This window comes from Oceaniferula spumae, assembly GCF_042849255.1.
In the GTDB taxonomy this organism is placed as follows: Bacteria; Verrucomicrobiota; Verrucomicrobiia; order Verrucomicrobiales; family Akkermansiaceae; genus Oceaniferula; species Oceaniferula spumae.
Genome location: NZ_AP026866.1, coordinates 4120803 through 4140552 on the forward strand (window position 1 = coordinate 4120803; position 19750 = coordinate 4140552).

The 19750-nt window shown below is 52.1% G+C and carries 13 protein-coding genes; 4 read left to right on the plus strand and 9 right to left on the minus strand.

The features are described from left to right. Positions 1-15: 15 nt before the first annotated feature. From ACSPJT_RS17590 to ACSPJT_RS17605, 4 genes are read left to right on the plus strand one after another with little or no spacing between them, the layout of a single operon-like run. Positions 16-3816, plus strand: coding sequence for a lamin tail domain-containing protein (locus ACSPJT_RS17590; RefSeq protein WP_435893869.1), 3801 nt, complete (start codon positions 16-18; stop codon positions 3814-3816). A 36-nt stretch (positions 3817-3852) separates the two neighbouring features. Further along, on the plus strand, positions 3853-4836 hold the full coding sequence (locus ACSPJT_RS17595; protein ID WP_435893870.1) for a phytanoyl-CoA dioxygenase family protein: 984 nt from the start codon (positions 3853-3855) through the stop codon (positions 4834-4836). 24 nt (positions 4837-4860) lie between these two features. Next, complete coding sequence (locus ACSPJT_RS17600; protein ID WP_435893871.1) at positions 4861-5562, plus strand: creatininase family protein; 702 nt, start codon at positions 4861-4863, stop codon at positions 5560-5562. Positions 5563-5573: 11 nt separating this feature from the next. Further along, on the plus strand, positions 5574-6683 hold the full coding sequence (locus ACSPJT_RS17605; RefSeq protein ID WP_435893872.1) for an alcohol dehydrogenase catalytic domain-containing protein: 1110 nt from the start codon (positions 5574-5576) through the stop codon (positions 6681-6683). A 16-nt stretch (positions 6684-6699) separates the two neighbouring features. On the opposite strand, the gene ACSPJT_RS17610 is transcribed toward ACSPJT_RS17605, so the two are convergent. The 9 genes from ACSPJT_RS17610 to ACSPJT_RS17650 all read right to left on the minus strand — a co-directional run bounded on the left by ACSPJT_RS17610 (position 6700) and on the right by ACSPJT_RS17650 (position 19729). Beyond that, entirely contained in the window at positions 6700-7647 is a 948-nt protein-coding gene (locus ACSPJT_RS17610; RefSeq protein WP_435893873.1) for an NAD(P)-dependent oxidoreductase, read from the minus strand. 60 nt (positions 7648-7707) lie between these two features. Next, entirely contained in the window at positions 7708-8904 is a 1197-nt protein-coding gene (locus tag ACSPJT_RS17615; protein WP_435893874.1) for a sialidase family protein, read from the minus strand. Then, positions 8901-10613: a sulfatase gene (locus tag ACSPJT_RS17620; RefSeq protein WP_435893875.1), complete on the minus strand. Its 1713-nt coding sequence runs from the start codon at positions 10611-10613 to the stop codon at positions 8901-8903. The genes ACSPJT_RS17615 and ACSPJT_RS17620 overlap by 4 nt, the downstream gene beginning before the upstream one ends. Positions 10614-10626: 13 nt before the next feature. After that, on the minus strand, positions 10627-12711 hold the full coding sequence (locus ACSPJT_RS17625; RefSeq protein WP_435893876.1) for an exo-alpha-sialidase: 2085 nt from the start codon (positions 12709-12711) through the stop codon (positions 10627-10629). A 16-nt stretch (positions 12712-12727) separates the two neighbouring features. After that, the gene (locus tag ACSPJT_RS17630; RefSeq protein WP_435893877.1) at positions 12728-14395 is read right to left on the minus strand and encodes a sialidase family protein; all 1668 of its coding nucleotides are present in this window, start codon (positions 14393-14395) and stop codon (positions 12728-12730) included. Positions 14396-14402: 7 nt separating this feature from the next. Continuing rightward, complete coding sequence (locus ACSPJT_RS17635; protein WP_435893878.1) at positions 14403-15578, minus strand: sialidase family protein; 1176 nt, start codon at positions 15576-15578, stop codon at positions 14403-14405. 90 nt (positions 15579-15668) lie between these two features. Then, positions 15669-16712: an alkaline phosphatase D family protein gene (locus ACSPJT_RS17640; protein ID WP_435893879.1), complete on the minus strand. Its 1044-nt coding sequence runs from the start codon at positions 16710-16712 to the stop codon at positions 15669-15671. 5 nt (positions 16713-16717) lie between these two features. Next, positions 16718-18151, minus strand: coding sequence for a sulfatase family protein (locus tag ACSPJT_RS17645; protein WP_435893880.1), 1434 nt, complete (start codon positions 18149-18151; stop codon positions 16718-16720). A 6-nt stretch (positions 18152-18157) separates the two neighbouring features. Next, positions 18158-19729, minus strand: coding sequence for a sulfatase (locus ACSPJT_RS17650; RefSeq protein ID WP_435893881.1), 1572 nt, complete (start codon positions 19727-19729; stop codon positions 18158-18160). Between the last annotated feature and the right edge of the window lie 21 nt (positions 19730-19750).

Here is a 19750-nt window from a genome sequence, read left to right on the forward strand (position 1 = left end):
TCGCCATTGATGAAAATGATCTCCTTTAGACCTTCGGCACTGATCGTGTCGGCATTGTTGACCACTGTAGTCTGCATGGAAGTGCGGGCCGATGCTGTGATCACAGAATTTGTCGCGTCTAACGATGGCAGCTATCTCGACGAAGACGGTGACCCATCCGATTGGATTGAAATTCGGAACACCGGCACTGCGGCGATGTCTTTGGAGAATTGGAAAATCACGGATAATGCTGCGGATTTATCGAAGTGGACGTTTCCCAATGTCACGCTGCAGCCAGGTGAAATCATCGTCGTTTTTGCCTCTGGAAAAGATCGGTCAGCGCCTGGCTCTGAGCTGCACACCAACTTTTCACTCGCACAAAGTGGAGAATACCTTGCATTGCTCACTCCCGGAGGAGTGGTATCGACAGCATTTTCCCCAAGTTACCCTCCGCAGGAAACCGGGTCGTCCTACGGCACATCCACACCGTCTAACACAGTTGTTCTGGTCACCGAAAATGATGCCTGTAAAGCCCGTGTTCCGGATGCAGCTTACCACGCTTCGATAGGTAATACGTGGCGCAGTAACACACCGGCTTTCGATGAAACATCCTGGCAAAGTGGTGTTCAAGGTGTGGGCTATGAAAGGAATAACGGATTTCAGGACGACATCAATCTGGATGTGGAATCTGCCATGTATAATAACAACACCTCCGTCTACATGCGCATCCCCGTGCATGTGCCGGTGAACCCCAGCGATATTCTGTCACTCACACTGAGAATGAAGTATGACGATGGTTTTGCTGCGTTTGTCAACGGGGCGATTCCTGCCAGCGGCAAGTCCTACGCCCCAGGGACACTGACGTGGAATTCTACGACGGAAGGAGGGACAAACCCCGAAGCATCAGCCACGGAATTTGAAGACTTCGATCTTTCTGATGTCATTCCAAGTCTGGTTAGCGGATCTAACAATATTCTCGCGATCCAGGGGCTCAATGCTACATCTACCAGCTCGGATGCCCTGTATCGCTGCGAACTAGTCGCCACAGTCGCAGATGTTGGGGCAGCTACCACCGGATACTTTTCACCGCCCACTCCTGGCACGATCAATGGTAGCACCACCTTTTCGGGTTTCCTGACAGACACTACATTCGCACATGGCCGAGGCATCTATTACTCATCGTTCAGTGAAACGATCAGCTGCCCAGACCTTGGTGCGACCATCATTTACACGACGGATGGATCGGTGCCCTCCCAAACCAATGGGGCTCAAATCCTGCCACCCGATGAATTCACTCCCCCGAGCGGAACGGTATCGATCACAGGCACTACCGTCCTGCGCGCTATTGCTGTGAAGGCAGACCATCGTCCAACCAACGTCGACACGGTGACGTATCTTTTTCCAGACCAAGTGCCGACACAAAGCGGTGCCGGTCTTCCGCTATACACGTCCGGATCATCCATCTGGGATTACGAAATGGACCCGGCCGTGGTAAATGATTCCCGCTATGCGGATCTAGCCACCGACCTGCTCAGCTTGCCAACGCTCTCGATTGTGATGCCGGTCGAAGACGTTTGGGGAAGCAACGGGGTTTACAGGAACCCTACATCGGAAGGTTCCGCCTGGGAGCGTGCATGTTCAGTGGAGGTGATCAATCCCGATGGCTCCCCGAATTACCAGATGGATGGGGGACTGCGCATTCAGGGATCCGGCAGCAGGCGTCGTGCTATCGGCAAAAAATCCATGCGTCTTGCTTTTCGAAAACAATACGGATCTTCACGCTTTAAATATCCGTTATGGGGACCCACTGGTCCTGGTGAAGTCTCGAATATTGTGCTGCGAGGTAGCTATTTCGATTCATGGACATTCCAGTCCGATGGAGGAGGTGACGGCATCACACGTTCAAACGCGCTGCAATTCCGCACCCACTACGCCACCGTCGCCCATGCCCGCACGGGAAATTTGACCGTCTCATCTAACTGGGTGCATCTCTATATTAACGGCAAGTACTGGGGCCCCTACAACACTCATGAACGCCCAGACGGAGAGTTCGCCGAACTTCACAACGGTGGCGATGAAGATGATTACTCAGTAATCAAAAACCCCGGAGAGTTGATTCAAGGAAGCAAGGCAGCTTGGGATGCGTTGATGTCACTGTGCAATGGCTATGGCTCTGGTTTTGATGCCGTGAAGCATCAGGCCATCCTCGATCAGATCGACCAAGATCAATTCATCGATTACATCTTCGCCAATTTCTGGGGAGGCAATGCGGACTGGCCTCACAACAACTGGTATGTGCACAGGAATGATACTACAGGTGGGCCATTTTTATTTTATATGTGGGATCCAGAACATTACCTCTACGCCAGTAACAATCGCACGGGCGTGAACGATGCTAATTCTCCCGGCATTATTTATGACAGGCTCCGCCGTGGAACAGAGTTTCAGGTAAGTTTTGGTGACCGAGTGCACAAGCACATGTTCAACGAGGGGATTTATTCGGTGACCAGTATGCAGACGCTCATGCAAGATATCGCTGATGAGCTGGAACCGGCGATGAATTGTGAATCCGCGCGTTGGGGCGACGAGCACACGTCATCTCCGTACAATACCATCGATCACTGGCTTCCCGAGGTTTCCTACCGAAAAAACACCTGGATCCCCGCGCGATCCGATACCTTTCTCAACGAGCTACGTTCAAAAAATCTTTACCCGGACACGGACGCCCCAGTTTTTTCTCAGCACGGCGGCACGATCGTTTCAGGATATCAACTCGCCATGACCAATCCCAATGGATCGGGCACCATCTATTACACTCTCGACGGAAGCGACCCACGATTAACAGGAGGAAATGTCGCAGGCACAGCTCAGACATACAGCGGCAGTGCAGTGACCTTGACATCCTCTGGCACGGTAAAGGCTCGGGTTAGAAATAACAACGGCGAGTGGTCTGCGCTCAACGAAGCTGGCTTTACCACCGGATCAATTCCTACCTTGGCAAATCTGGTCATAAGCGAGTTCAACTACAATCCTGCGGATGTTACCTCTGCGGAGCAATCAGCTGGTTTCAACGATAAGGATGACTTTGAGTTTATCGAACTGATGAACACAGGAATGACCGCTATTGATCTTAGTAGCCTGGCATTTGATAATTCTGTGGAAGGTATCGAGTTTGATTTTTCATCCTTGCCTGATCCGCTGTTAGCTCCTGGGCAGAGAATCGTGCTTGCGAAAAATAGCCAAGCATACGCAGCCCGATATGGCAGTTCTTCTGGTGTGGCGGGAAACTATTCCGGTCGACTCAGTAATAGCGGAGAGACCCTAACACTGACACAAGGAGGCAATGTTCTTCTGAGCTTTTCCTATGACGATGACTCCCCATGGCCGGATAGCGCCGATGGGCAGGGTGCTTCCTTGGTGTTGATCAATCCGATGTCGAATCCAGCCCATGGCATGGCCACAAACTGGCGAGCGTCCGGTCAAATCAATGGTACGCCAGGGACAGAGGAAATATTACCCACGCCGCCTGCCAACCCACTTGGCGATGCAGATAGCAACGGTCGGGCGGATCTCATTGACTACGTTCTTATCGGTAGACCGGTATCAGGTATGAACGACTTTCTAACCATTTCCTTTACCATTGATCCCAAAGCCGAAGCGGCAACGACAACTGTGCAGTATTCCGATGACCTCATCGGCTGGACTTCCGCAGCCAATAAAATCGCCTTTGTTTCCGAAACTTACAATGCCAATGGCACAGTCACTTACGTCTGGCAGTCGCTCACACCTCCTAGCAGCGGCAAGCAATTCCTTCGGGTGCGAGTAGATGAGAAATGAATCCCTAGAAACGAACGACATAGAAAATTGAAGCATATGATTAACGACACAATGAACGATGGCAGCAACGAGCCGGAACTTAGCATCAAGAGCCGGGGCTACGAGTTAGATACCTCCGCTGATGCATTCGGCTTCCTCAATGAATTTCATGGTGACCCGTTTGCATACATGGAGCAGTGCAAAGCCAGCTACGACCGTGATGGCTATCTCTACATCAAAAACTTTTGGCCGAGCGAGGACATAGCGGCCGTTCGTCGGCAGCTCACTGAGCGCATGCAGCATCATGGGTTTTTGGCGCAAGGCACGGATGCAGTTCATGCGATTCCACACCCGGATGTCCTCAGGGGCATCGAGGACAAGGATAAGGGATCGGCGACTTTGGATGGCATCGTGGACGAGGTACCGGATATTAAAAACGTGCTCTACCAAGGGCAGATCATGGATTTCTATCAGCAGTTTCTGGGGGGGGAGTGCCTGCATTATGATCAAATCTGGTATCGCTCCATGCCCCCTGGATTTGGCACCGTGCCGCACTGCGATCTGGTTTACATGGGGCGGGGAACACATAATGTTTTCACCACATGGGTGCCGTGGGGAGATATCGATCTGCGCACTGGCGGTCTGATGATTTTGGAAAATTCGCGAGACCACGAGGAAACACTCAAGCCTTACTTGTCGCGCGATGTCGATGACTACTGCTCGAACAAAGAGCTGCCGGATCACCTCGATCTTAAATCCACCACAGATAACAAAGTCTGGGGTGGCTGGCTTTCCAAAAATCCCTACTCACTGCGTGAAAAACTGGGCGGCCGATGGCTGACCTCTCCGAAGTTTGAAATGGGCGATCTTCTGCTGTTCTCGATGAAACTGGTGCACGGTTCGTTAGATAACCAGAGTGACCACATCAGAATTTCCACCGATACGCGCTACCAGCTCGCCAGTGAGCAGGCAGACGAACGTTGGGTAGGCCCGGCTCCGCGTGGGCATGTGGGTTATCACAAAAAAGGACGCGTTTGTTAATTCAAACCCTAACATTTTGCATCAATGGTTGACCTTTCACAATTACGACCACGTCAGATTTATGCCGCAGTAGAAGAATCGCCGATCGCGTGGATACCTCTCGGCGCTATCGAGTGGCATGGGTGGCACGCGCCGGTTGGACTGGATGCATTGACCTCGTCAGGTCTTTGTCAGCTGGCTTGGGAAAAGCTGGGTGGAATTGTGATGCCGCCGCTCCATTACGGTGCTTATGCCTCGATCGCCGGACACCCATGGACGATCTTACTGGACCAGGAAGACAGCGATATCTTGGTGAGATTGCTTCTGAACACTCTTCAACGGCTGGAGGAGTTTGGCGTTAAAAAGGCAGTGGTTTTGACCGGGCATTTCGCCACGGTGCAAGGTGAGATTCTAGCGGAGCTGAATGATCTTTGGAAGTCACAATGGCGGGCCATGAAGTTAGTTGTCCTTAATCCGGACAGCTGTCCTGACCTTCCTATTCCTCCCGATCACGGAGGGCTTTTTGAAACGGCCCTGCTACAATCGTTGCATCCGGATGCCATTGATATGGCCGAGCTGTCAGACGAGCTTGTGGAGGAAAAAAATCCTGCCGGCATACAGAGACGTGATCCATCGCACCCGCTCTATGGCGTCATAGGAGCTGATCCAAGACCGGTGACGGCAGAGCAGGGAGAGAAGCTGCGTGATCATTTACTGGCGTGGATTCTTGCCGAAGTGAAGGACTGATTTTTGCTGCAATGAAAACGAAAGCTGCAATCGCCTTTGAACCCGGCAAACCACTTGAAGTTCTGGAAATCGATCTCGCCGGTCCCAAGGCTGGCGAGGTGTTAGTGGAAATGGAAGCCTGCGGCATCTGTCATACTGATGCCCATTCCGCATCCGGCGCAGAATCATGGCGCAAGTTTCCCTTTGTTCCAGGACACGAAGGCTGTGGCATTGTGCGTGAGGTGGGGACAGGTGTCACGGGATTGAAGGCAGGTGATAAAGTCATCCCTCTCTACAAAAGTGAATGCGGTCACTGCATGCCGTGTGTTTCCGGAAAGTCCAATCATTGCGCCACCATCATGCCTACTCAAAAACTGGGTGTGCTGATGGATGGAACTTCTCGGTTTTCCGATCAAGGGCAAGAAATACTCCACTTCATGGGTTGTTCTGCATTCTCCCAGTTCACTGTGGCGCCAGAAATCTCATTCGCAAAAATTGCCAACGATGCACCATCGGGTGAAATATGCCTGCTAGGCTGCGCTGTTACCACAGGGCTTGGTGCAGTGCTGAAAACTTCACAGGTCAAGGCAGGTAGCAGCGTCGCGGTGTTTGGGATCGGCGGCATTGGCCTTTCCGTTATTCAGGGCGCACGAATCGCTGGTGCAAAACGAATCATCGCTGTTGATTTGCACGCTCATAAGTTTGCCCTCGCGAAACAATTTGGCGCCACTGATACCCTGGGTCCTGCCGATCTAACTGGCTCTGCCGCAGAGGAAATCATCGAGATGACCGGTGGAGGCTGCGATTATACATTCGAGGCTGCCGGTGCGACATCTGCCATGCAAGAGGCGATTCGTGCTGCACATCCGCTTTGGGGCACATGCTGTTTGTTAGGGAATACAGCTGATGAAGACCGGATATCCATCCATCCCACGGCCGTCCTTGGCGGTCGCAAAATCATCGGCTGCACCTTTGGTGGCGTGCAAGGACGCAGCGAGCTACCCGGTTATGTCGACCTAGCCACTCAAGGTAAACTCGACCTGGCTCCGATGGTGACTCACCATCTCTCGTTAAACGAAATCAATCACGGCATCGACCTGATGCATGCAGGCAAAAGCATTCGCAGTGTGATTCATTTTTGAATGCTGATATCCATTTCTAATATCCATGTTTCACCGACACCTTATTCGGAAGCGGGATTCCTTCTGCAGCCTGATTGATGCGTTCAACAATTAAATTACGAAGCCTGTGTTGCAGGGTTTCCATGCGGTAATCAGATCCTCGGTGTGGTGTCATTACCAAATTTTCAAGCTCATGGTAGGGATGCTTGGACGGGAAGCAGGGAGGCGGGTGATCGTTTTTATTGTCATAGGGAAACGATGGTGGATAGTTCCACCAGACATCAATGCCGGCGGCTCCTATGGATTTGCTTCTCAATGCTTGATAGAGAGCTTGTTCGTCGACACAGCTTGCGCGACCGACGTTAATGAAAACCGCATGGGTAGGGAGCGCTGCAAAAGCAGCTTGGTCGACCATCTGGTAGGTTTCCTCGGTGGCAGGTAGCGTGCAGATCAGAATGTCGGTTTTGGGAAGAAGTGTTAACCATGATTTTGGGCCAACACATGGGTGGGGGAGGTCGTGATCGACGTTGCGTTTGACAACGGTCGTTATTACACCGAGAGCATCTAATACATGAGCGATCCGTTTGCCGATGGCTCCATAACCAAGCAGCAGGCATTTCGATCCCGAGAGCATTCCATGACTCGTATCGATGGAGGGTGAAGACCAGTGGCCTTGCCGTAGATGTTTATCAAATGGTGTGATGTGTTTCTTGGCAGCCATGAGCAGGGCGATGGCATGTTCAGACACTGAGATATCGTTGTAGTGCAGGTTATGCGCTGAGAGGTGGGTTCGTGATGCCAGAACCGGACGCATAGGGGCAGGGACTCCTGCACACGGGAAAAGGATCCACTTTAGACAGACTGAATGGTCAAGGTCTTCTGCAGAACAGTGTTCGGTGATGAGGAGTTCTGTTGTCGGTGGAATGGTTTCTCCAGTTGTGAGAGTGACACCTGAATGAAGCATCGGTTGGATCAAATCGTGCATGTGTGCGATTTGATGTTGGTGGAGGTGTACAAAAAGAGACATAGCACATCTTAGAAACGCCTATGGTCGTGTTAGCTTCTCAATTGGCAAAGAGACAAAGTTGATCTGCTTGTAATGACCGGTTTCGTAAAACAATCCGACATTCTCTCCATCGATCTGAATGAGCGCGGAGTAAGCGAAGTTCCCTTTGATGACGTTCTTGGCGATCGGCCAGGTTTTGCCTCCGTCCTTGGAGATGTAGATCATCCCGTTAGAGCGGCCGCCGGGCGATGGCACACTGAATAGGACGGTATTGGTGAGTTTGCCGCTTTTGTCACGCAAGGTCATCAGACTGCCGTTGCATTGGGTGACTTTGAGTTGTGTGGCTTGTTCAGTTTGATTCCATGAAGCGCCGCTGTCCTTGCTCCACGACAGATGTCTGCCAGTCTTTCTGGTGCGTTGGTTGTAGAGTAGCGTGCCGTCGGCCAGCTCGGTGATGCGGGCTTCGCTGGAGGCATTTCGCGGAGTGTTGATTTTTTCATCCATGGGAACTTCGGCCAAGGCCCAGGTTTTGCCGTGGTCGTCGCTGTACCATGCTCCGAGATGTTTGTGGGTGATGTTGCCTTTTTCATTCAGGTCCATTCTGCTACCTGCTAACAAGAGCCTGCCCTTGTGTTTACCCACGGTGAGTTGTCTTCCTTCGCTTGCCCCGAAGTGGGCCTGGCGTCCAACTTGCTTGGTGATGTCGTATGGCTTGCTCCAGGTTTTGCCATCGTCATCGCTGTAAACCATGTAGGAGGTCACGAAGGGTTTCTTTTCGGCGGCCAGCTTTTGATAGAGCGGCGCGGTGTATTTGGCGCCACGGCCTTTTCCCACCAATTGGTAATCCCAGTTGTAGGTGGTGTAGAGAAATAGCACGCGGTCCTTTTCCGCATCATAAACCAGACCATGGCACTGGCATGAAAAATCACCAGCCTCGGCCGCCACGATGACCGGCCCCCAACTTTTGCCATTGTCTGATGAAACTCTGACCGTGAGGTCTTGACCAGAGCGCTCGGGCCAGGCGTGCCGATTCCCAGCCTGGACACCGAGGATGAGCTTGCCGGAGTTAGTTCTAACAATGACTGGTTCGCGGTAATTGGTGTATCTATGCTCACCTGCCGTGTCACGGGCGACATCATAGACGGTTGATGATTCTGGCCAGTCTGCGGAGAGTTGAAATTCTGCGTGTAGCGATGCTCCGAGAGCCAAGGAAAGTGTTAGAATGAGTGGATTCATGGTGTGATTGGAATGGTGATGTAGTTCTTGGTTGGCTTGTATGTATCGAGATACGCTTGGATCTTTTCGGCGATTTGCGGTTTGTCTTCGGTAGTTTCCCTGCGCTCTCCGATGCCGCTTTTCGGGTGTAGCATGTCGCAGACCTCAAGGCTTCCATCGCTGTGTACGATGCCTTTGTATTGGCCGTAGCGGATGAATTGGCGGTAGCGCTTGTCGACGGGAGCGAGTGACCTTAGCTCGGTGATGTGTTTGGCTTGGCTCGTATCATCGATCAAATTGACGAACTCATTCGGGTCGGATTTGAGATCGTAAAATTCCTCACTGCCATCGTAGTAGCGGATGAGTTTGTAGTTTTCTTTTCTGATGCAAAATGTCGAACGACCGAGAGTGGTGACAATATGATTTCTAACGGAAGGTTTCTTTCCAGTAATCACAGGTCTGAGTGATATGCCATCGAGGCCATCTGGCACTGGAATTCCGGTGAGGTCTGCCAGGGTTGGGTAGAGATCGAGAAGGGAGGCGAATGCTTTGCTTCGATTCGCGGGCAGCTTAATGTTTTTCGGCGGAACAATGACCATCGGCACACGCATTGATCCCTCCCACGGAGAGTGTTTGCCCCAGTGTTCTTTTTCACCAAGCTCCCAGCCGTGGTCTGACCAAAGAACGATGATGGTATTGTCGGCGTAGGGCGAGGCGTCGAGTGCATCCAGCAATCGACCGACCTGTGCATCCACAAAATGGATCGATGCGAGATAGCCACGGATGGCGTCCTGCCATTGATTGTATTTCTGCACCGTTTTAAATGATCCCGACCAAGGATAGTGAGCGTATTGACGGGCTGCTTCACCGCAATCAGCGAGATCTTTTTTGGCGGTCGGTGGTAAAGCGAGCTGTTTGTCTTCGAAGGGTTTGAAGTAATTGGCCGGTGCATACCAAGGCTGGTGCGGACGGTAGAAACCCACTGCTAGGAAAAACGGAGCGGTGAAATTGGATTTGAGTTTTTGCTCCGCCCAAGTGGCCATTTTTCCGTCTGGCATTTCGTTGTCGGTGACATCGACCGGGCCCCAGTCGAAGGTGTTGTAGCCGTTGGCAGGTCGGTCGGTGCGATTGTCGATGCCGTTGAGCGGCAGGGTGTGTTTCAACGTTCCACGCGAGATGACCTTGCCGGGGTAGATGTTTTTGATGATGCCGCTTTGCTCGGAAATTGAAATACCGGCGATGTCTTTGCGGTCGACTTTTTGACCTGGGTTCATGTTGAGTTCTTCCCAAGTGAACGGTCCTCCGATCGCACCGGCGTCGGGACCATACTCGTGATAGTTGTCCGGCACCACGCAGCCCATGGCGTGGTTGATCTTGCCTGCGCCCATGACAATATATCCGTTGTTCTTAAAGAACTTCGGCAGGGTCACAGCATGGGGGACTTTATCGATGTAGGTGCCTTGATTGTTATAAACGCCAGACGTTTCGGGTTTTAATCCAGTGAGCACGGCGGCACGAGATGGGCCACAGATGGGCGAGGCGCAGTAAGCGCGATCAAAAACGATGCCGCGCTTGGCGAGTCGATCCATGTTAGGCGTCAGTGTGTCAGGGTGACCGCCGAGAAAGCCAACCCAGTCATTCATATCATCACAGGCGATGAACAGAATGTTGGGTTTCTCTGCTGCTGTCAGTGTAGTAGCGCAAGCAATAAGAGTTAGAAGGAACTTCATGATATTGGTCGCGTTATTTGCTCATCAGTTCCTTGATGGAAATTTTCTCGAAGGTCATGTTGGATTGGCTGCCCTCGTAGATAATGCCGATGTCCTTTGCTTTGCCCTCGCCGTTGTCGATAAGTGATAGGCAAGAATAAGCACCGCCGAGTTCATCTAACAAGTATGGCGTCGACCAGGTCTTGCCCTCGTCGAGGCTGTAGCGGATGGACATGTGAGTGCGGCGTTTTTTTCCTCCGTCAGCTGGTCCGGAAAAGAGGAGAATGTCTTTGTCCCCTCCGTTATTCGTCGATGAGTAGCGCAGGATGGACGACATGCAGCCACTCATTTGGAAGGTGCTGCGTCCGGATGTCGGATGCTGTGTCCAAGTTTCGCCGAGATCCTTGGTGGTGAAAACGGCGCGTCCACCCCTGGAAATCCGGCAGTTCAGCATGAGTGAGCCATCGTTGAGTTCGACCACTTGGGCCTCGGTGGTTTCTTCAGGATAATTGACGCCTGGTGCGACCTTCCATGTTTTGCCATGGTCCTTGCTGTAAAGAATGGATGAGCGGGCCGAATACCTGGGCTTGGATTTGGTGCCGATGTTTGGTTTGTATTGGAAGGCGAAGACGAGGGTTCCGTCGCTGGTAGTTATGCCTGCTCCCGGACCCTGAAGCATGAGTTGCCATGACGGGTCTTTGATTTCGGAAGTGATATTGACAGGTTTGGACCATGTTTTTCCATCGTCTTCTGATTTCACGATGATGACCTGGCCGGTGTCTTTTGGGGCCATGCCCGGCTTCGACTTGCCCCAGTACCAGCCACTGCTGAGACCGTGAGCGAGTAGTCCGGAGACGTAGATGTGGCCGGTTTTGCGATCGACTAAAATGGCGGGGTCACCGACGCCGTTTTTGTTTTCAGGTTCACCTAGATACGTTCCCATATCGAGGATGGGGCGTGGGTCTTCCCAAGTGTCGCCACCGTCGGTTGAGCGACTCAGGCCTACATCGATATCGCCTGGTAAGTCGCCACCTTGTCTCCAACGGAGGTCATACACGGCAAGCAGTGTGCCGGCATTGGTAGTGACCATGCCGGGGATTCTCACTCGCCTGCAGGTCATTTTTGAACCGTCTGTGCGGACAATGTTGTCGCCGCCGGTGACGACGTTATAGCCGATGCGTTTGGTGATGGAGTTAGGTTTCGATGTTGGTTTGAGGGTGCCTCTTTTCTTCAGACTGACGGATGTGACTGAGGCGTCTATGCGATGCAGCTGGTTTGCAGTCGGTTTGAGTTGACATGTCAGAACGTAAGCGTTGGTCCCACTGCTAAGGGTGAGGTCAGCCTTGAAGGCGAGATGCTGAGCTGGAGGTGCGGTGCCGATCTTTGTGGCTGTGCTGAGATCGCTGGAACCGTCCTTCAGGGCATAGAGTGTGTAGGATTCGATGTCATCCAGGTCGCTAGTGCCTGCTGTGGTGAGGTTGATTTTTTTGAGCGTGTCCGGTTGTTTGCTGCCGTCTGTCTCGATGTTGAATCTGAGCAATGCGCTGTTATCGCTGCGGATCAAAAGGGGGACTTGGGCTTGCTGCTCAGTGAGTCCGGTGACCTCCATGGTTTTATCCACATTGATGCGGAGGTTATCGATTAGAACTCCGCTGCCCTCCTTGGTGGTGGCGGTGAATCGGAAGGCGGAGTATTTTTTTGATTGGAGGTTTACGGTAATCGAATTCTTGAGGCTTTTTAGCGGTAATTTGTCGCCGTTATAAACTTTGATCCATTGCTTCGCTTGCCTGCCCTCGATTGAGAAGGTGAATGGTTTGGCGGAAGTCCAGCGCTCAGCATGGAAGGTGAGTGAGAGGAGGTCCTGACGGCTCAGGGATGAATTGAGGGTGAGTTCGATGGCGTGCTGCTTGCCGCCGTTGATGCGGAGTGAGCCGGGGTTTTCGTCGGCTGAAAGTTTGTAGATGGATGCGTGGCCGGGTTTCGCCTGAAATTTGCCGAGGGTGCTTTTGATGGCAGTGAAGTCACCGAGTTGATGGCTGGAGAAGGTTTCGATTTCGGCCAGTGCCGCCGTGACGGAGAGTAGGCCGCAGAGGGTTATGATGGAGATGCGTTGGTTCATGATCTTGAAAAGGGAGTTATTTGACTTGGGCCTGTGCCTTGAAAATTGAGAAGCCGTTTAGATCGGTTTCAGTGGCTGGATTGTAAAAATGGATGTAGCTGATGCCATTGGGGCAGGGGTTTTTGAGTGGAATGGAAATGGTTGTTCTCTTGCCGCCAATAAGGATGGTTGCTGATTTCTCACTGACATTCCATTGCACGGATAGGGTGGCTGATTTTCCGGGCGTGAGGAGTTGTTTGTCTTGGCACATGCCGTTGGCGTCGATCGATAATACGTAGTTGGCGAATTGGTCGACGGTGGCGTCCGTAGGGTTGAACCAGCGATCGGTCAGGCACAGTTGGATTCCTGCGCCACCCTTTTCCAAACGTATTTTGGTGTGCACGGTGCCTGCTTGTCCTGTGGGGAAATTCCAAACGGCTCCTTGATTTTCATTGGTCAGGGATTTGTCGTCCACTCGCAAAACTTGTAACGCGCCCTCGTTGACTTGGGCTCCTGGCTTGCGGTTGTATCCGCAGTGTCCGACGATTTTATTGATGTATTGATGGGTGGACCAGTCTCGGGTGCCGTCTTTGGCGAGGTCTGAGCCGCGTTTTTTTTCGTAGAGCCAGCGCACGTCCATGATCATCAGGCGGCGATGGATGGGGTGTTGGCCACAGGAAAAGAGCACGCGGTTATCATCGAGCTGAACGACTTCGGACTGATGTTTACCCCGATCGTTGGAACCACTGGTGACGGCGTAATTGAGGTTATTACGATGCTCGTCAAGAATCAGCTCGCGAAAGCCGGACCACGTTTTGCCATCGTCCTCGGAGATCGCCGCATGAATGGTGTCGCGATTGGTGAACACATCTTCGCCTCGGCCTGTGGCGGTTTCGACCTCTGGCAGTGCGGTTGTGTTCGACCATAGGAATAGAAGTCGGCCATCCGTCATGCGATGGAATGTGGGCATGGTGATGGTGCCCCAGAAGCGTGAGGGCTCGGCCTCGCTCCATGTTTTGCCGTAGTCGGAAGAGAAACTTTGGTAGTGCTGGTCTTGTGCGGTGCGGGCGACGAGCCAGAGCTTTTTGTTTTTCAGTACCGTGATCGTAGCCTCGACCATGCCATGGTTCCATCGAGTGCCCTTGTGCACTCCGCCGGGTTTGTGAGCGGGTGACTGAACTTTGTTAGATCGGTTCCAGGTTTGCCCTTGGTCATCGGAATACCATGTCCAACAGCCGCCGCCGTGACCAGGGATGACGATGCGTTTGTTTTGATTGACCCAAAGAGGGGAACGGAGGATGCCTCCGATTTTCACCCCGTCGCCATCATGGTCGGTGACGAGATTCCATTTTCCGTCAATGCCACCCGTGGTGGTGTAAATGCCATCAGTGGGTGATTTTCCACGGTAAAGCGGCTCGAAACGGATGAACTCCTTGGTGACAGGGTTTTTGGCGATCGCGGGAGACTCTTTGGTCAGGCAGGTGGCGTTGGGATATGATTTGGGTAGATCGACGAGTCTCCAGGTTTCTCCGTTATCGAGCGACTGCAGGAATTGTTTGCCGTTCTTTCCTGGATAGTGACGAATTTCATGCTGACTCACACGAATCAAACCCCGTCCGGCATCAGCAGGTGGTGTGGCGACGATGCGCGGAGCTTCGACGGCGTGGGCTGCGGAGCAAATAGCGATGGCGACTAGGTATTTCATATGATGGCTATTTAATCTGATCGAGAGATACCGGGAGAAAGTAGATCGACCACTCTTGGCGCGGACTTTCGAAGGGTTCGTAGATGACTCCGATGTTGTTAGGATCAATTTTTACCAGCTGGCTGTAGCCGAAGTATCCGGGCACGATGGATGTTTTGTGCGGCCATGTTTTTCCATCGTCAGGACTCATGGCGAGGTAACCATTGGCTCGTTGTTTGGTGGAGTTGTTATAGGAGAAGAATGTTCTGCTATCTCCTTCGCTGGCGTAAGAAAATTTGAGCAATCCGGCGTTGCAGGGCCGGTGGATAAGGTCTTTTGAGTATTCGAAGGCGGACCACGTCATGCCTCCGTCGACGCTGTGGGAAATGGCGCGGTGTTGATTCCTTCCGGCCCGTGCGTTCATGACGACGTGGCCGTCATCGGTTTCTGCGATCAGACATTCATTGCTGGGTTCCGTGTTTTTAATGGGCACGGTTTTGGAGAGTTTCCAATTGCGACCTTCGTCATCCGAGTAGAGCACGGCGTTTTTCCAGGTGCGTTTTTTGTCGCTGAGCTTTTCAGTTAGGAAAAGCGGAAAGAGGATGCGGCCTTTGTGTTTTCCACGTTTGAGCTGGATGCCGTTGGCCGGGCTGCCGGATTGAATGATGCTTGCACCTTGTCGGGAAAATTTTTGCAGTTCGATTGGTTTCGACCAGGATTTGCCGTCGTCATCGCTGGCGCGCATGAGAAGCTTCTGGGTGTTACCTCCAAAGCCCTCGTTCATCATCTTGTAGCTCACGTGTTTGTGTTTGCCGTTTCTTGCGTGGAATCCGTGGGGGAATGTTTCATACATCAGCAAGATTCTTCCGCTACTGAGCGTGACCGGGCTGGGGTTGACCATGACGAGGTCTTGGTCGGCATGGATGGTTTGCAGTTTTCCCCAAGTCTTGCCGCCGTCCTTGCTGCGCTTGAGCACGATGTCGTTTCTGGCGTGATCGTCATCGAGGTAACGTGCTTCGGCGAAGGCGAGAAGGGTGCCTTTGTTAGATCGCTCAATGACAGGGATGCGGAAGTATGGAATGTTGCTCTCACCAGCCTCGAATACCGGAACAGGTGTGGAGAGCCCGTCAGCAGGTGCCGTGTAAGGAGCTGCAGTGATCGCGGAAAAGCTGAGGGCGTAAAATAGGATGGTTTTTCTTAGCACAGTCCACTTTCTTCGCGATACCTTAGAAAGACAATAGGATTGATGGTGGTCTGCGGATTATACCAGTTTTGACGACGCATCCGAATGAATTCAATTTTTGAATGTGAGTTCGCGGAATGGCACGGTGTGGTGCACAAGGTTTTCGCCCTTGCCATTGAAAGAGCTTAGTGTGAGCGCTTGTTTATTCCAATCGATTTCGATGAGACCGGCGTTGATTTCGTGGTGGGATTGACCGACCCGCATGGTGTTGGGTAGCTTGGCCCAAGCTTTATGGGTATGGGTGAGGCCGCTGCTTGTTAGATCATAAAAAGGATAGCCGCCGATGTCTTTTTTGGAAAGCTCGGTAAAATGCACATCACCGGAAATGGCGAAGGTGTGATTGGCTTGGTATTTTTTGAGAAGCTTGAAAAGTCTGGACTGTTCGTGCGGCACGTTGCCCCAGTTTTCCATGCCTTTTTCCACGGCGAGAACTTGGATGCTGCTGGCGATGATGCGCACATCCGCCGGGGCTTGGAGTTGTTGTTCCAGCCATTGCCATTGTACTGACCCTAGCAGGGTTTTGCTGGTGTTTTTGGTGGGCTGATACCAGTCGGCGGGTCCTGCGGAGTTTTTCTTGCGTGGTAGCGGATCTCGGAAGTAGCGGGTGTCCAAGAGAATGATTTGCGTGGTTTTTCCTTTTTTCCCGAAAGTGTAGGATGCGTAGATACCATCTCTTTTCCTCCTGGGTGAGTCTGCGGGTTCTTTGAAAAAATCGAGAAAGACTTGCTGCGACTCCTTGCGTTTCGGGTAGGTGTTCCCGCTGTCATTCTGGCCGAAATCGTGATCGTCCCATGTGGCTAAGAGCGTGGTGCTTTGGCGCAGTTTACGGAAGTCCTCGACGGCTTCGAGTTCGGCGTATTTCTTTTTCAGAACATGCATGTCCTTCGTGTCGCCGTAGATGTTATCGCCAAGCATGATGAAAACATCCGGTCTTTTCTTGAGGATGGCGTCAAATATTGGTTTGGCTTTCTGGCGTGGATTGTTGCATGAGCCAAATGCGATTTTGGTCACGGTCTTGTCTTGATGGATCTCGCTTTGCACGTGTGCTGTGACGGCCGCGAAAGCGAGAGCCAGTGAGAGGGTGGAACGGAGCATTAAAATTAGTTGTTAGCGTCTTCGAAAAGTTTCAGATGTGGCCAGCGGAAGCCTTTCGTTTTCCGGTAGTTGATCTTGCGGTGCTTGAGTTGTTCTTCTTGGAAGATATCGAGGTTTGTCTTATCGAGGAAGGGGTCTTTAATTTCTTTTTGGAAGGTCTTCATGGCGGTTAGGAGTCGATTTTTCTCCTCCTGATGTTCTGGTGCCGTTGCGAGATTCTTCCATTCGTAGGGATCGGTTTGCAGATCGTAGAGTTCGTATTCTTCGGGATGAAGGAAGGTTTTTACATGTTGGTTTTCGGGCAACTTGCTGTTTTTGTAACGCGAGAGTCCGAGGTAGTTGAGGTGGCGGTAGGGATTGTAGATGAGCTTGTAGCGCTCGTTACGGATGCCGAACTGGATGTATTGCAAATTGGGCGAGGATCCGGTGGTGAAGGTATGGATGTAGGCATGGCCTTTGGTTTTTCCCTGGTCGATGGCGTGGAGGTTTTTGCCGGGAAGCTTCGAGACTGCTTTGATGTCGCATTGGGCGAGCATGGTGGGGAGGATGTCGAGGGTGCTGACCATTTGATGTTCGACTTTTCCTTGAGTGAAGGATTTGGGGTAGTTGACGATCATGGGAATGCGCGAGCCGTTTTCGTAGATGCTGCCTTTGGCGCGTGGGAAATCGGCGCCGTGATCGGCGATGTAAATGATGAGGGTGTTGTCACGGACTTTGAGTTTGTCCATGTCCTTGAGCACCATGCCGATGCCTTCATCGAGGCGGTTCATGCAGTTGAAGTAGTTCATGATTTCCTCGCGCAGGTGCGGGCTATCGGAACCGATCCATGGGAAGGGTTTGATCGGTGTTGTGACCAGTTTGGTGGGATAACCGTTCTTTGATTTGCCAACAAACTTCCGATGAGCATCTGCGTAGTTGATGATCAGCATGAAGGGTTTGTCTTGCTTGATGGCATTTTGCATCACGGTTTTTGCCTCGTCTGCGTAGGTGCGGATGCTGATGGTTTTGCTAAAGTTGGCCCCCTTGATAGCGCGGTGGTCAACGTAGTCTTCAACCAGACGTTCGGGGTTGATGTGGGTTTTGCCGAGGAATCCGGTGTAGTAGCCAGCTTCTTTGAAGTAGGCGGGCATGGTTTTGAAATCCTTATACATGGCGAACTTGTGGGTCGCCAATCCGATGTGGCCGGTCTGGCGGGTATAAAGTCCGGTGAGAAATGCCGCGCGTGACGGGCTGCATACGGAGTAGGGGACATAGGCCCTCGTGTAGCGCACACCTGATTTTGCCAGGCTGTCCAAGGCAGGAGTATGAACGCGTTTTTCTCCGTAACAACCGATATGCTCGCTGTTGTCTTCTGAGACGATGAAAAGGATGTTGGGAGACTTTGCCTGAGATGTTAGAGGCAAGATGCAAGATAGAAGAGTGAGGATGATAGTGCGCATGATAGTTTATTTTGATTTAGCGGCTTTCCAGGCCTGAGATTTGATTTTTCCTGCATTTAGGTAATTCTTGTCACCTTGGATTTCTTTTTTAAGTTTCCACTGATAAGTGTCACCGGTGAGTTTCATGAGGACCGAGCCAGCGTAGTAGCTGGGACCGGTTGGCGCTTCGGTTTTGGGCAAGTGTTTGGCGTGGTCGGCGCAGATTGCTTTTTCTTTCGCGGTGAGCTGGGCGATGTTGTGCCACTCGTTGGGGTCGCTTCGGTGATCGTAGAGTTCCTCGCTGCCGTCTTGGTAACGAATGTAACGGTAATGGCGTGAGCGCACGCTGTGGTTGCCTCGGGTATGTGTGCAAAGCGCGTAGTGTGGCCACTGGGCATCCGGGTTCTTCAGCAGGGAGAAGACGGATGTGCCTTGGCCTTGAATGCGTGCATAGCTGGGGAGTCCTGCAAGTTCTATCAGAGTCGGGTAGATGGACATCAGATCGACCGGGGCCGATGTCTTTCTGTTAGGCGTGGTGATGCCCGGTGCGACGATGATGTAGGGGACGTGCACAGATCGTTCCCAGAGTGTGCGTTTGTGCCAATGGTCTTTCTCGCCGAGGTGGTAGCCATGGTCTGACCAGAGCACGATGATGGTGTTGTCTTTGTAGGGGGAGGCGTCGAGAGCATCGAGCAATCGTCCGATCTGGTGATCAGAGAAAGAGATACAAGCCAGATAGCCTTGGATGGCTTTTTTCCATTCGTTGAGTTCTTTGACGAGGTGATGTTTAGAGGCACGGTCATTGGTTCGCTTGAGTGCGATTTTAGGAAGATCGTCGAGGTCTCCGGCATTGGTCGGGGGGAGTTGGATGTTATCCAGTGGATGCATGTCGAAGTACTTCTGAGGAACAAACCATGGCAGGTGTGGTCTGAACTGACCGATGGCGAGGAAGAAGGGTTTGTCGTGCTTCTGCTGGAGGAACTCGATGCCGTAGGAAGTGGATTTGAAATCGGGCATGTCGGTTTCCTTGCCAGCGATGGGGCCGAAATCGAAGTTGCGTTTGGTCTTCGATGTGATTTTAGCGAACGGTAGCTTGTTAGGTTCGGGATCTGGAAAACGTGAGTATCCCAGCTCCCATCCCCACTTACGATAGTGCTCGTTCCAGAAGTGGTAGTGATCGAAGTCATCATGCGGCTGACCGCCAATTTGATCGTGATAGATTTTCCCTGAACCGTGGGCGATGTAGCCGTGTTTGCGGAAGTATTTGGGCAAAGTCAGGTGGTCCTTGGGAAGCTGGATTTGCAAAGGGGTGGCGTTCTCATATACGCCGGTGGTAAAGGGGCGGAGGCCGCTCATGACGGCGGCGCGTGAGGGGTTACAGACCGGGGCTGCACATGAGGCGTTGGTGAAGAGCATACCTCGTGCGGCGAGGCGGTCGACGTTTGGTGTCTTTGCCTGTTTATGGCCAAGACAGCCGACCCAATCGTTCCAGTCATCGACTGCGATGAAGAGGATGTTAGGTTTTTGAGGTATTTCTTCAGATTGAACCTCGATCAACCCCATTGCGGAGATCGTTATTATGAAGAGTAGGTTTTTCATGACTTAGGAATGCAACAGGCT

Bases quoted from the DNA above. Each gene is read 5' to 3' on its own strand.
- ACSPJT_RS17590 (WP_435893869.1), top strand. From the start codon at position 16: ATGATCTCCTTTAGACCTTCGGCACTGATCGTGTCGGCATTGTTGACC.
- ACSPJT_RS17595 (WP_435893870.1), top strand. From the start codon at position 3,853: ATGATTAACGACACAATGAACGATGGCAGCAACGAGCCGGAACTTAGC.
- ACSPJT_RS17600 (WP_435893871.1), top strand. From the start codon at position 4,861: ATGGTTGACCTTTCACAATTACGACCACGTCAGATTTATGCCGCAGTA.
- ACSPJT_RS17605 (WP_435893872.1), top strand. From the start codon at position 5,574: ATGAAAACGAAAGCTGCAATCGCCTTTGAACCCGGCAAACCACTTGAA.
- ACSPJT_RS17610 (WP_435893873.1), bottom strand. From the start codon at position 7,647: ATGCACGATTTGATCCAACCGATGCTTCATTCAGGTGTCACTCTCACA.
- ACSPJT_RS17615 (WP_435893874.1), bottom strand. From the start codon at position 8,904: ATGAATCCACTCATTCTAACACTTTCCTTGGCTCTCGGAGCATCGCTA.
- ACSPJT_RS17620 (WP_435893875.1), bottom strand. From the start codon at position 10,613: ATGAAGTTCCTTCTAACTCTTATTGCTTGCGCTACTACACTGACAGCA.
- ACSPJT_RS17625 (WP_435893876.1), bottom strand. From the start codon at position 12,711: ATGAACCAACGCATCTCCATCATAACCCTCTGCGGCCTACTCTCCGTC.
- ACSPJT_RS17630 (WP_435893877.1), bottom strand. From the start codon at position 14,395: ATGAAATACCTAGTCGCCATCGCTATTTGCTCCGCAGCCCACGCCGTC.
- ACSPJT_RS17640 (WP_435893879.1), bottom strand. From the start codon at position 16,712: ATGCTCCGTTCCACCCTCTCACTGGCTCTCGCTTTCGCGGCCGTCACA.
- ACSPJT_RS17645 (WP_435893880.1), bottom strand. From the start codon at position 18,151: ATGCGCACTATCATCCTCACTCTTCTATCTTGCATCTTGCCTCTAACA.
- ACSPJT_RS17650 (WP_435893881.1), bottom strand. From the start codon at position 19,729: ATGAAAAACCTACTCTTCATAATAACGATCTCCGCAATGGGGTTGATC.